This window comes from Acidiphilium sp. (assembly GCF_049977125.1).
Lineage (GTDB): Bacteria > Pseudomonadota > Alphaproteobacteria > Acetobacterales > Acetobacteraceae > Acidiphilium.
On sequence record NZ_JBMFGY010000009.1, the window covers coordinates 17,758 to 30,595 of the forward strand.

At 66.6% G+C, this 12,838-nt stretch carries 12 protein-coding genes and 2 tRNA genes; 8 read left to right on the plus strand and 6 right to left on the minus strand.

Annotated features, from left to right (window positions below):
- On the minus strand, nt 1-423 hold a 423-nt coding region (locus ACP5E6_RS02960; protein WP_427951461.1), incomplete at its 3' end, for a YgfZ/GcvT domain-containing protein.
- A gap of 59 nt (nt 424-482) precedes the next feature.
- Between ACP5E6_RS02960 and ACP5E6_RS02965 the strand changes: the two genes are divergently transcribed.
- From ACP5E6_RS02965 to ACP5E6_RS02980, 4 genes are read left to right on the plus strand one after another with little or no spacing between them, the layout of a single operon-like run.
- The gene (locus ACP5E6_RS02965) at nt 483-1,379 is read left to right on the plus strand and encodes a glycosyltransferase family 9 protein (protein ID WP_427951463.1); all 897 of its coding nucleotides are present in this window, start codon (nt 483-485) and stop codon (nt 1,377-1,379) included.
- Entirely contained in the window at nt 1,376-2,395 is a 1,020-nt protein-coding gene (locus tag ACP5E6_RS02970; RefSeq protein ID WP_427951466.1) for a glycosyltransferase, read from the plus strand. The genes ACP5E6_RS02965 and ACP5E6_RS02970 overlap by 4 nt, the downstream gene beginning before the upstream one ends.
- Nucleotides 2,395-4,152, plus strand: coding sequence for an asparagine synthase (glutamine-hydrolyzing) (gene asnB / locus ACP5E6_RS02975; protein ID WP_427951538.1), 1,758 nt, complete (start codon nt 2,395-2,397; stop codon nt 4,150-4,152). The genes ACP5E6_RS02970 and asnB overlap by 1 nt, the downstream gene beginning before the upstream one ends.
- Nucleotides 4,152-5,477: a dihydroorotase gene (locus tag ACP5E6_RS02980; protein ID WP_427951469.1), complete on the plus strand. Its 1,326-nt coding sequence runs from the start codon at nt 4,152-4,154 to the stop codon at nt 5,475-5,477. Before asnB ends, ACP5E6_RS02980 begins: the two co-directional genes overlap by 1 nt.
- A gap of 92 nt (nt 5,478-5,569) precedes the next feature.
- Here the strand turns inward: ACP5E6_RS02980 and ACP5E6_RS02985 are convergent.
- The 5 genes from ACP5E6_RS02985 to ACP5E6_RS03005 form a co-directional block, all read right to left on the minus strand.
- Nucleotides 5,570-5,646: transfer RNA gene (locus tag ACP5E6_RS02985), tRNA-Arg, on the minus strand.
- 35 nt (nt 5,647-5,681) lie between these two features.
- On the minus strand, nt 5,682-5,993 hold the full coding sequence (locus ACP5E6_RS02990) for an ETC complex I subunit (RefSeq protein ID WP_427951472.1): 312 nt from the start codon (nt 5,991-5,993) through the stop codon (nt 5,682-5,684).
- Between the two features lie 21 nt (nt 5,994-6,014).
- Nucleotides 6,015-6,088: transfer RNA gene (locus ACP5E6_RS02995), tRNA-Pro, on the minus strand.
- 43 nt (nt 6,089-6,131) lie between these two features.
- Nucleotides 6,132-6,638 (minus strand): DUF192 domain-containing protein, encoded by a 507-nt coding sequence (locus ACP5E6_RS03000; protein ID WP_427951475.1) that lies wholly within the window; start codon nt 6,636-6,638, stop codon nt 6,132-6,134.
- The gene (locus tag ACP5E6_RS03005; protein ID WP_427951478.1) at nt 6,635-7,735 is read right to left on the minus strand and encodes an acetoin utilization protein AcuC; all 1,101 of its coding nucleotides are present in this window, start codon (nt 7,733-7,735) and stop codon (nt 6,635-6,637) included. The genes ACP5E6_RS03000 and ACP5E6_RS03005 overlap by 4 nt, the downstream gene beginning before the upstream one ends.
- Nucleotides 7,736-7,783: 48 nt before the next feature.
- Here ACP5E6_RS03005 and ACP5E6_RS03010 point away from each other — a divergent pair, with 48 nt between their 5' ends.
- The 4 genes from ACP5E6_RS03010 to ACP5E6_RS03025 form a co-directional block, all read left to right on the plus strand.
- Nucleotides 7,784-9,376, plus strand: coding sequence for a peptide chain release factor 3 (locus ACP5E6_RS03010; protein ID WP_427951480.1), 1,593 nt, complete (start codon nt 7,784-7,786; stop codon nt 9,374-9,376).
- Between the two features lie 146 nt (nt 9,377-9,522).
- Nucleotides 9,523-9,780 (plus strand): AbrB/MazE/SpoVT family DNA-binding domain-containing protein, encoded by a 258-nt coding sequence (locus tag ACP5E6_RS03015; protein WP_427951481.1) that lies wholly within the window; start codon nt 9,523-9,525, stop codon nt 9,778-9,780.
- Nucleotides 9,777-10,193 (plus strand): type II toxin-antitoxin system VapC family toxin, encoded by a 417-nt coding sequence (locus ACP5E6_RS03020; protein WP_427951483.1) that lies wholly within the window; start codon nt 9,777-9,779, stop codon nt 10,191-10,193. The genes ACP5E6_RS03015 and ACP5E6_RS03020 overlap by 4 nt, the downstream gene beginning before the upstream one ends.
- A 210-nt stretch (nt 10,194-10,403) precedes the next feature.
- A partial coding sequence (locus tag ACP5E6_RS03025; RefSeq protein WP_427951486.1) for an Eco57I restriction-modification methylase domain-containing protein occupies nt 10,404-12,838 on the plus strand: 2,435 nt, incomplete at its 3' end.

A 12,838-nucleotide genomic window follows, 5' to 3' on the forward strand; every position in this document is an offset into this window, starting at 1 on the left:
GGCGTTGCTGGCCAGCGGTCCGGGGGCGATGATGCGCCAGCCCGCCGCCGGCAGCCGGGGGTCGGCGGCGGCGATCCCCCAGGCCGGACCGGGCGCCGGGTCCGTCCCGTTCCAGGCGGCGTGAACCCCGAAATCCGCCGAGCGGTCGGTCAGCACCACATTGCTGCGCAGCCTGAAGCGTGACAGGCGCGTGACGATGTCGCCGATCGCATCCCGTGGCGCATCGAGCAGCAGGCTCGATGCCGTGGCGCCGATAAAGAATTCCGCCCGATAGCGCCCCTGCGGCGTGAGCAGCGCCGCCCACACGATACGCCCCGGCGCCGCCTTGGTCACATCGTTCGAGACCAGACCTTGCAGGAAGCCGATCCGGTCGGAACCGGTGAGTTCGATGACGCCGCGATCCGGCAGGGGGGCGATAAACATCATCCACCCGATGTGGCCCCTTGGCCGGGATGCGACAAGCCGTGCTAGAGCGATCCGGCATGCGGATTTTATTCATTACCTCCTCACGGCTGGGCGATGCCGTGATTGCCTCGGGCGCGATCGAGCGGATTCGCCTCGCCCACCCGATGGCCCGGCTGACGGTGGCGTGCGGCGCCGCCGCCGCCGGGGTATTCGCCCGGCTGCCCGGGCTGGAACGCCTGATCGTGTTCGAGAAGCAGCGGTTCGATCGGCACTGGCTGTCGCTCTGGTCGTGCGTGGTGCGCGACCGCTGGCATATCGTGGTGGATTTCCGCGGCTCGGCCCTGTCCTTTGGGCTATGGGCCGGGCGGCGCGTGATCGTGCGCGGCGGCCGGCGACCCGGTCGCCGCTACCGGCAGATCGGCCTCGCCTGCGGCTTCGATCCGCCGCCTTTGCCGGTGGTCTGGACCGGACCTGCCGACCGCGCGCGCGCGGCGCGGCTGATCCCCCAAGGCACGCCGGTGCTCGGGCTGGGACCGACCGCGAATTGGGACGGCAAGATCTGGCCGGCGGCGCGCTATGTCGAGCTGGCGGCGCGGCTGGGGTTCGCGCGGGTCGCCGTGTTCGGCGGGCCGGGGGCGGGCGAGCGCGCGGCGGCGGCGCCGGTGCTGGCGGGGCTGCCGGGGGCGATCGATCTGGTGGGCGCGCTCAGCGTCGCCGAGGCGGCGGCCGCGCTCGCGCAATGCGCGCTGTTCATCGGCAATGATTCCGGCTTGATGCATCTGGCGGCGGCGGCGGGCGTGCCGACCCTGGGGCTGTTCGGCCGCTCGCGCGCATCGGAATATGCCCCGGCGGGGCCGCGCGCGGCCTGCATCGCGGCGCCGGGGCCGGAGGGGGACGCGGCGATGGAAGGTCTGATGGTCGATGACGTGCTCGCCTCGGCGCGCCAGTTGATCGGCGAGACGGTGAGCGCATGAGGATCGGCCACCTGATGGCCGGCGCGGCCCAGGGCGGCGCCGAGTTGTTCTTCGAGCGGCTGACCCTCGCGCAACATGCGGCGGGCGACGCCGTTCTGCCGATCATCCGCCCGGAAGCGGCGCGGATCGCCCGGCTGCGCGCCGCGGGCCTCGCCCCGGTGGGGTTGCGCTATGGCGGGCCGCTCGATCTGTTGACCCGGCCACGCGCGGCGCGGGCATTGCGGGCGTTCGATGCCGAGGTGGCGATGGCCTGGATGAGCCGCGCCGCGTTTCATGCGCCGCGTGGCCGCTGGACCCTGGTCGGGCGGCTCGGCGGCTATTATCCGCTCAAATATTTCCGCCGGTGCGACCGTCTGGTCGGCAACACGCGCGACATCGTCCGCTGGATCGCGGCACAGGGCTGGCCGGCGGACCGGGTCGATTACCTGCCGAATTTCGTCACTGATTTCGCGGCGGTGGCGCCGGCGCCGCGGGCGGCGCTGGGGGTGCCGGCGGGTGCGCGGCTGGTGCTCGCCCTCGGGCGGCTGCACGCGGTCAAGGGGTTCGACGTGCTGATCCAGGCGATGGCGATGGTGGCGGATGCCCATCTGGTCATCGCGGGGGCAGGGCCGGAGCGCGCCGCGCTGGAAGCAGCGATTGCCGCCGCCGGGCTGGGGGCGCGGGTGCATCTCGCCGGATGGCGGACCGATGTGGGCGCCCTGTTGCGCGCGGCCGATGTGTTCGTCTCCTCGTCACGCCACGAGCCGCTGGGCAATATGGTGCTCGAGGCGTTTTCCGCCGGGGTGCCCGTGGTGGCGGCGGCGGCGGAGGGACCGCGTGAACTGATCACCGATGGGGTCGATGGCGTTCTGGTGCCGATCGACGATGCCGCCGCCCTGGGTCAGGCGATCGCCCGCGTGCTGGCGGCGGGCGGTTCGGATCTGGCCATGGCGGGGCGCGCGCGGTTCGAGGCGGAATTCGCCGAGCCCGTCGTGGTGTCGGCGTGGCGGCATTACCTGATGCGGGTGGCGCGCTGATGTGCGGCATCGCGGGTGTCGCGCTGAAGCCGGGCGCGCGGCTCGCGCCGGCGGTTCTGGCCGCGCTGGCGGCGGCGCTCGCGCATCGCGGACCCGACGGATCAGGCGTTCATGTCAGCGAACGCGCCGCGCTGGTGCAGACGCGCCTCGCCATCATCGATCTGGCAACCGGCGATCAGCCGCTGTTCGGCGCGGACGCCACGCTGATCGGCAATGGCGAAATCTACAATAATCGGGAATTGCGGGCGGCGCTGGCCGGCGTTGCCTTCACCACTGGCAGCGATTGCGAGCCGCCGCTGTATCTCGCGCGCCAGGCGGCGGATTTCAGCGGGCATCTGCGCGGCATGTACGCGCTGGCGATCGATGATTCGGCGGCGGGGGTGGTGAAGCTGCTGCGCGATCCGTTCGGGATCAAGCCGCTCTATATCGCATCGACCAGGTCGGGAACGGCGTTCGCCTCCGAGCCGCAGGCGTTGATCGCAGCCGGGCTGGTCGAACCTGCCATCGATGCCGCTCGCCTGACTGAATTATTGCAGGTGCAGTTCACCACCGGGCGCGCGACCGCGTTTCGCGGCATCGAGCGGGTCGCCCCCGGCGCGATGCTGACGCTGCGGGATGGCGCGGTGATCGCCGCGATCGCGCATGATCCGATCGAGCATGATCCGATCAAGTCCGTGGCGCCGCACGATCAGGACGCTGCGGTGACCGCGCTCGATGCGGTGCTGGCCGAGAGCGTGGCGTTCCATCAGCGCAGCGACGTGCCCTACGGGCTGTTCCTCTCCGGCGGCATCGACAGCGCGGCGATCCTGGCGTTGATGGCGCGGCTGAACAGCGAGAAGGTGCAGGCGTTCACGGCGGGTTTCGATCGTCCGGGCGTGGCCGACGAGCGTGACGCGGCGGCCCTGACCGCGCGCGCGGTCGGCGCGCGGCATGAGCGGATCGAGATCACCGAGGCGATGATGTGGCGGCATCTGCCCGCGATCGTCGGGGCGATGGACGATCCGGCCGCCGATTACGCCATCATCCCGACCTGGTTTCTCGCCCGCCATGCGAGGGGATCGGTGAAAGTGGTGCTGTCGGGGGAGGGCGGCGATGAAATCTTTGCCGGGTATGGCAGGTATCGGGCGGCGGCGCGGCCATGGCCCTTGACGCGGCGAATGCGCGCGCGCGGCGCGTTCGAGGGTCTGGACATCCTGCGCGACGAGGGTCCGGCGTGGCGCGCCGGGCTCGATCAGGCCCATGCCGCGGCGACCGGCACGGCGCTGGCGCGCGCGCAACGCGAGGACATCGCCGAATGGCTGCCCAATGATTTGTTGCTCAAGCTCGACCGGTGCCTGATGGCGCACGGGGTGGAGGGGCGGACGCCGTTTCTCGATCGCGAGGTGGCGCGATTCGCCTTCGCCCTGCCGGATCGGTTGCGGGCGCGCCGCGGGTTCGGCAAGTTTCTCCTGCGCCACTGGCTCGACCGTCACCTGCCGCAGGCCCGGCCGTTCGCGCCCAAACAGGGGTTCGACGTGCCGGTGGCATCCTGGATCGCCGGGCAGGGCGGGCGCTTGGGGGCGCTGGTGGCGCGCGCGCCGATCGTGGCGCAACTGGCGCGGCCGGATCGCGTGGTTGATCTGTTCACCCGCGCGGCGGACAAGCGGGCAGGGGTCGCGTGCTGGCGGCTGCTGTTTCTCGCCCTGTGGCATCGCCGCCATGGCCTCGGACAAACGGGCGAGGGCGATGTTTTTGAGGTTCTGGCGGAGGAGTGGTGATGAGCGCGCCTTATGATCTGATCATCGAGCACGGCACGGCGCTGCTGCCCTGGGGCGCTGAGTCGGCGCGAATCGGGGTGCGGGGCGGGCGGATCGTCACGCTCGCGGCGGAAGGCGGTGCCGATCAACTGATCGATGCGCGGGGCTTGCATGTGTTGCCCGGGCTGATCGATCCGCATGTGCATTTCCGCGACTCCGGAGCGGCGGAACTCCCCGCGGTCGAGACGCTCGAAACCGGCACGCGCGGCGCGGTGCTGGGCGGCATCACCGCGATTTTCGACATGCCGAACACCGCCACCCCCGCGATCGATGCGCCGAGTCTTGCCGCCAAGCGGGCCTCGGTGCCGGGGCGCGCATGGTGTGATGTCGGGTTCTATGTTGGTGCGACGAAACAGAACACCGACCAGCTCGCGGCGCTGGAGCTCGAGCCGGGCGTGTGCGCGATCAAGGTGTTTGCCGGCTCCTCGACCGGTAATCTGCTGGTTGAGGACGATGCCTCGATCGCGCGCGTGATGCAGTCGGGCCGGCGGCGGATCGCGTTTCACGCCGAGGATGAGTTCCGCCTGCAGGAACGGCGCAAGCTGTTCGCGCCGGGCGATGCATTCGTCAACCACGCCAAATGGCGCGACCCGGAATGCGCGGCGCTGGGTACCCGGCGGATCATGGCGCTGGCCCGCCAGACCGGCCGGCCCGCCCATATCCTGCACGTCTCCACCGCGGAGGAATTCGAATATCTGCGCGATTTTCGCGATGTCGCGAGTGTCGAGGTGCTGGTCAATCACCTGACGCAATCATCGCCCGATGCCTATGATCGCCTGGGCGCCTATGCCGTGATGAACCCGCCGATCCGCGAGTCCCGGCACCGCGCGGCGGCATGGCGGGCGGTGGCGGATGGACTGGTCGACACGATCGGATCAGACCACGCGCCGCACCCCGCCGCCGCCAAATCGCGCCCCTGGCCGGACACGGCGGCCGGGTTGACCGGCGTGCAGACCCTGCTGCCGGTGATGCTCGATCAGGTCCATCATGGCCGCCTGTCCTTGACCCGTCTGGTCGATTTGATGGCCGCCGGTCCGGCGCGGATCTACGGCGCGGTCGGCAAGGGCCGGATCGCCGCCGGCTATGACGCTGATTTCACCCTCGTCGATTTGAAACAACGCCGGACCATCGAGCCATCCTGGCTGGCAAGCCCCTGCGGCTGGTCGCCCTTCGCCGGCGAAACGGTCACCGGCTGGCCGGTGATGACGATAATCGGCGGCGCCATGGTCATGCGCGACGGCGCGGTGATCGGCGCGCCGCGCGGCCGGATGGTTTCATTTCGATAGCGCGTGAAGAACGCGCCTGCCTGATAGCGCGTGAAGAACGCGCCTGCCCGATAGCGCGTGAAGAACGCGGTCCCTTCTCACGCGCCCACATCTGGCGACCCCGGCGTGGCTCGAACACGCAACATCCCGCTTAGAAGGCGGGTGCTCTATCCAGTTGAGCTACGGGGCCGCTGGCCCGACTGATTACCGGCCCGCACCGCCCCGTCAATGGGTCCAGTTCGCCCGGCGATCGAACTTGAAATTATCCGCATAGGCCTTCGGCCGGCGCCGATGCTCGGTCGGAATCTCTAAATCATACGCAATCCCGTGCCGCTCGGCATACGCCACCGCCGCCTCGCGCGTCTCGAACGTCAGCCGCACCTCGGTCGCGAGCATATCGCCCGACCCGCTCCACCCCATCAGCGGATCGAGCGTCTTCGCCATCGCCGGCTCGAATTCCAGCACCCAGCGGTGCGTTTTCGCCCAGCCCGACTGCATCGCTGTCTTTGGCGGCAGATAAATACGCGCACGGTTCATGCCTTGAGTCCTCAAAAAACATCGGGGCGCCCGGACTCGAACCGGGGGCCTCTTGTACCCAAAACAAGCGCGCTACCAGGCTGCGCCACGCCCCGAATGTGCGCTTCCTATGCCGAGAGCCGCCGCAGCGCAAGCAACTTACCGATCATCGCCGAATTGTGGCGCAATCACCTTGTCACCCACGTCAATATCATCCTTCGCGGTAATCCCGCCCTGCAACTCCAGGGTCGCCGCGACCGGAACATGGCTCGAAATCACCCGCAGGCTCTCCGGCACGGTCTCGTTGGCGATATGCCGGATCGTCCCATGCGGCCCGATGAACACCATATCCAGCGGCACCAGCGTGTTCTTCATCCACATCTCGGAAACCTGCGGCGGGTCCCACGGAAAGATCATCCCGGTGTCCGCCGGCACCACCTTGCGAAACATCAGCCCGATCTCCTGCTGCTCCGGCGTCAGCGCTTCCTCCACCTTGAAGGTGAATCGCTTGCCGTGCTGGTTCACGATCGTGAGAGTCTCGGTCGCCAGCCCTTTCTGCGGCCCGGTGATCGCCGCCCCCGCCGTCCCGACCGAGACCGCGCCGATAAGGGTGAATATGCCCAACAAGCTTGCTTTACGCGTCACGCGTTCGTCTCCTGTCATCATTGCCGTTCGCCGGTCCACACCGCCCGATCCGCCCCTGCCTGATTCGCCCCTGACTGCGGCGGATCGGCGATGCTGGTCAACCAATGCTCCGGCCGCGGCCGGTGTCGTGCGCGGAAATAGCTGATTTGCGCCAGAACGTCCAAAGCGGCCGCCGGCAGACGATCCACGATCGCGTGATCGTTCAGCACCGCCCAAATCCCCGCCCACGCCCGCGCCAGCGCATACGGATTATACCCCCCGCCGCCGAGCACGATCAGCCGCGGCGCCATCGGCCGGATCGAAGCCACCGCCGCCCACAGCGCCCGGTTCGACAGCGCCAACCGGCTCATCGCGTCATCCGCCAGCGCATCCGCCCCCGGCAGCAGCATGATCGCCTCCGGCCGATGCGCCGCGATTCGCGGCAGAATCCGCGCCTCCAGCAGCGCCATGAACCCCGCATCATCGAACCCGGCGGGCACCGGATAATTCAGCACCCCCCGCGCCGGGTCCGACGCACCGCCGCTGCCCGGCCACCGCCCCGCCTCATGCACGCTGATCGTCAGCACCCGCGCATCCGCCGCAAACGCCGCCTCCACCCCATCGCCATGATGCGCGTCCAGATCGAGGTAAACGATCCGGCTCAACCCCTGATCCAGCCACGCCAGAATCCCCAGCACCGCGTCATTGATGTAGCAGAACCCGCTCGCCCGATCCGGCCAGGCGTGATGATTGCCCGCCCCCGGAAACTGCACCACGCCGCCCGCCGCCGTCAGCGCCGCCGCCAGGATCACCCCGCCCGCCGAGGTCGCCGGCCGCCGATACACCGCCGGGTGAACCGGATTCGCATCCACCCCGATCCGATACCGCTCCCGCTCCGCGTCACTGATCCCCTGCGCCGTCTCCGCCCGCATCAACGCATCCAGATAATCCGGCCGATGAAACCGCTCCAGCGCCGCCCGCCCGGCCAGCGGCGCCTCGACATACTGCCCATCCCCCAGCCACCCCATCGCGCGCGCCAAATCCTCCGCCAGCGGCGCCCGCATCGTCGCCAGCGGATGCGGCGGTGCGGCAATCGCCGCGCGAAAAATCGCCGCGCCAAGGAACCGGGGAGGGGTCACGCGCTTTGCCTACACAATTGAGGAACCGGTTGCTATACAATGGTCATGATGGACGACATGACCATAGCCGAACCCCGGACCGACAGCGCGCCCCCCGCCCCGCCAGCGCCCACCCTGCCGCGCCGCACCTTCGCGATCATCTCCCACCCGGATGCCGGCAAGACCACGCTGACCGAAAAACTCCTCCTGTTCGGCGGCGCCATCCACGAAGCCGGCATGGTCAAGGCCCGCCGCGAGCGCCGCAACACCCGCTCGGACTGGATGGCGATCGAACGCCAGCGCGGCATCTCCGTCACCTCCTCGGTCATGACCTTCACCTGGCACGATGTCGTCTTCAACCTGCTCGACACGCCAGGCCACCAGGACTTCTCCGAGGACACCTACCGCACCCTCACCGCGGTCGATGCCGCCGTCATGGTGATCGACGCCGCCCGCGGCATCGAAGCCCAGACCCTCAAACTGTTCGAAGTCTGCCGCCTGCGCGACATCCCGATCATCACCTTCATCAACAAAATCGACCGCGAAGGCCAGGACCCCTTCACCTTGCTCGATGAAATCGCGAGCACCCTCGCACTCGATGTCTGCCCGATGGTCTGGCCGATCGGCATGGGCGGCCTGTTCCGCGGCTGCTGGGATATCACCCAGAACCGCCCGATCGGCCGCGTCTCCCCCGAAGGCGAGGTCTTCGCCCAAGTCACCGTCCCGCCCGAGCAGATGGCCGAAGTCCAGGACGCGATCGAACTCACCGGCGCCTACCCAGCCTTCGACGAAGCCGCCTTCCGCGCCGGCCACCTCACCCCCGTCCTGTTCGGCAGCGCCCTGAAAGACTACGGCGTGGTCGAACTCCTCGCCATGCTCTCCCAATTCGCCCCGGCCCCCACCACCCAGCGCGCCGAACCCCACCCCGTCGCCGCATCCGACCCCAACGTCACCGGCTTTGTTTTCAAGGTCCAGGCCAACATGGACCCCAACCACCGCGACCGCATCGCCTTCACCCGCATCTGCTCGGGCCGCTTTCAGCGCGGCATGAAACTCTTCCACGTCCGCGCCGGCAAAACCATGGCGATCCAGGCGCCCATCTTCTTCTTCGCCCGCGACCGCTCCCTCGCCGAGGAAGCCTGGCCCGGCGACATCATCGGCATCCCCAACCACGGCAGCTTGCGCGTCGGCGACACCCTCACCGAAGGCGAACCCCTCCGCTTCACCGGCATCCCCAGCTTCGCCCCCGAAATCCTCCGCCGCATCATCCTCGCCGACCCCATGCGCGCCAAACAACTCCGCCGCGCCCTCGAAGACCTCGCCGAAGAAGGCGTCGCCCAAATCTTCCGCCCCATGCTCGGTGCGGACTGGATCGTCGGCGTCGTCGGCGCCCTGCAACTCGACGTCCTCGCCGCCCGCATCGACACCGAATACAAAATCCCGATCCGCTTCGAAGCCTCCCCCTACACCACCGCCCGCTGGATCACCTGCCCCGACCCCAAAATCCTGAAAACCTTCATCGACGCCAACCAATCAACCATGGGCCTCGACCGCGACGACAGCCCCGTCTTCCTCGCCCGCGACACCTGGTCACTCCGCTACGCCGCCGAACGCAACCCCGAAATCCACTTCTCCGCCACGCATGAAACCTCGGCCGCATAGAAGACAAAGCAAGGCGTTCTTTTTTGCAAAAAAGAACCAAAAAACTCTTTTTATCAGATACTTACTCTCGGCTCGTCCACATCGTTGTTGAATTTCGCACCCCAACCCGATAAGTAAGGCACCTTACTCCTTACTCACGGTGCGCGATGACACTCCACCTCACCATCACAGCCAAAGGCCAGGTCACCCTCCGCCACGCCGTCCTCCGGCACCTCAACGCCAGACCCGGCCAGAAAATCGACGTGGCCTTCCTCCCTGAAGGCCGGGTGGAACTGCGCGCCATCGACGATGCCCCCCGCATCGATCGCCTCAGAGGCGCACTGCGGCGGCCCGGATCGCCCACCATCTCCCTCGCCGACATGCAGGACGCAATCGAACGCGCCGACCCACCCTCCGCTCAATGAGAGTGGCCGTCGATACCAACGTCCTCGTCCGCTACCTCACCTGGGACGACGAAACCCAGTCCGCCCACGCCGCCGCCCTGATCGAACAAGCCGAAACCCTCATCATCCCCACCATCGTCCTCTGCGAAACCGTCCGGGTGCTGCGACGCGCCTACAAATTCCCGCCCAGGGACATCCTCGAAATCCTCCGCACCCTGACCACAATGCCCGCCGTCGAACTCGACCGACCCATCGTCGAAGCCGGTATCGACCTCATGGCGGCCGGCGGCGACTTCGCCGATGGCGTTATCCTCACCGAAGCCACCCGCGCCCGCGCCGACCACCTCGCATCCTTCGACGAAACCCTCGCCACACTCTCAACAATCGTCCGCCTCGTCCCATCGCACCGGACAACACCAACCGAAACAACCTGACCCATGCCCCTCCACATCGGCCGCCTCACCCGCACGCAAACGTAAGAAGCAAGCCGTTCTTTTTTGCAAAAAAGAACCAAAAAACTCTTTTAAATCAGAAATTAACCTCACCACGTCATTGCGAGCCCTTGCGAAGCAATCCAGCCACGCCACACCGAAACCCCAACCCGATTTGCCGCCACAAGTCGACCCCGCTAACTCTGCTTCCGCATGACCGAGTTTGAAAACAGCTTCATCACCAAATCCTTTCTGCGCTCCGTCTGGGCCAATGATTACGCCGCATTCAAAGACAGCCCCACCGAAATCGCGCTCATCGACCGTCTGAAGCGCTGGGCCGCTCGCGGCGATCTCCGCGAGACCAGCTCAGAAGCCGCCTTCATCGAAGAATTTTTCCGCGCTACCTGGCACTATATCCAGGACGGCCAGCAACCAGCCGGCGAGGGCTACACCCTACACCCAAAATTGGCACTCCCCGGCGCAGGAGCAGATGGCGGCACCGGCGAGGCCGATCTCGCCATCGGTGACTTCCACACCGACAAAAAACCAATCCCCCAAGCACTCTGCGAATTCAAAGGCATCAAGACCGACCTCGATGCCCCCCAAAAGCGCAAAGGTAAGCGGGGCGACCGTTCCCCGGTCCGCCAGTGCCTCGACTATCTCAGCGCCGCACGCCTGAAAATGTTCGGCAACGAACCGGTCCTGCCGCTCTGGGGCATTGTGACCGACATGAACCGCTTCCGCCTCTACTGGCACGATCGCGGACCGTCTCAATACGCCGATTTCATCATCCGCCCGCTCGACATCCTCGACGGACCCGGTCTGCTGGCAAATACCGAAGCGGCACGCTTCGACCGGTTTCTCTTCTTCCGCCTGTTCCACCACGACACACTCATCGCCACCAGCGGTCGCCCGATCTTGTTCGACCTGATTCGCGACCAGGGAACGCGCGACCGTTTGATCGAGACCGAATTCTACCGCGAGTACCGCGCCCTGCGCGAAAGCCTCTACACCGAAATTCTCGCACACAACGGTCCCGGCACGCCTCGCTATCCCGGCACGCATGGCCGCCTCGTGCGGCTCGCCCAGAAACTACTCGATCGGTTGCTCTTCGCCTTTTTCTGCGAGGACATGGGGCAGGTATTGGCCTTTCCCCCGCGCTTGATCCGCAAAATCCTGACCGATGTCTCGAACGTGGCCTATTTCGACCCCGACGCGCAGACAATCTGGCCCACCTTCCGGCGGCTGTTCAAGACCATGAACGAAGGCGGCGCCTTCGGAGACATGCCAATCCGCCAGTTCAATGGCGGCCTGTTCGCGCCCGATCCGGCCCTCGATGCGCTCGAAATTCACGACGGCATCTTCTGCCAGCGCTACCAGGGCCAAAACGAAGCCAGCATCGCCACACACCCGCGTACCATCCTCTACCTCTGCGCCCGGTACAGCTTCGCCGCCGACCTTGGCGACAGCGCCGAGCAAGGCGACACCAAAGCCCTCGGTCTCTACATGCTCGGTCGTATTTTCGAACAAAGCATCACGGAACTCGAAATTCTCGAAGCCGAGGCCGACGGCCAGCCATCCATCAACAAGATCAGCCAGCGTAAACGCGACGGTGTCTATTACACCCCGGAATGGGTCGTCACACGCATTGTCGAACTGACGTTTGAACCCCGACTTGCCGCGCTGCGTGCAGATGCCGGCTTTAAGGAAGAAAATCCAACCCGCGCCGCACTCGATGCCTACCGGAGCCGCCTCCAGAATATCACCGTGCTCGATCCGGCCTGCGGCTCCGGCGCATTCCTGATTACAGCACTGCGACTCCTACTACGCGAATGGCGCACACTGGACCTGATCGCCGCCCAAATTGGTGATAACGCCCATCGCCGGGCCGATCTGCATGATCGCGCCCGAGATCTGCTGTCACGCAATATTTTTGGCATCGATATCAATCCCGCTTCGGTCGAAATTACCCAACTCGCATTATGGCTGCACACCGCCAAAGCGGATAGCCCGCTCTCGAACCTCGATGCCTCGATCCGCTGCGGCAACACCCTGGTCGGCCCGGATTTCTATCGCGAAATGCAGCATGCGCTCTACAACGACGAGGAACGCGAGCGCGTGAACGCGTTTGACTGGCGGACCGCATTCCCGGAAATCGTCGAACGCGGCGGGTTCGACATCGTGGTCGGCAATCCCCCTTACGTAAAACTGCAGAATTTTCGCGCCGCCCTGCCCGATGTCGCATCTTATCTCCGTACCGGACGCGAAGTCGAAGGCGGCCAACATTACGCCAGCACCCAGACCGGCAATTTCGATCTCTATCTGCCCTTCATCGAAAAAGGGATCGAAATGCTGAAGCCCGAAGGTAAACTCGGTTACATCGCGCCGAGCCTATGGACCGTCAATGAATATGGCGCGGGCTTGCGCACCGTGATTGCCCGCCACCGCAACCTCGATCGCTGGATCGACTTCAAAAGCTTTCAGGTCTTCGAAGAAGCAACCACCTACACCGCCCTGCAATTCTACACCCGTGCGCCGAGCGAGGGTGTCCGCGTGTTCGCCGCACCGGACGGCATCGTGCCAGCCTCACCGTTCGCCGGGGTCGAACCTCTGGCATGGAACCGCGTCCCATTCGGCGAACGCTGGCT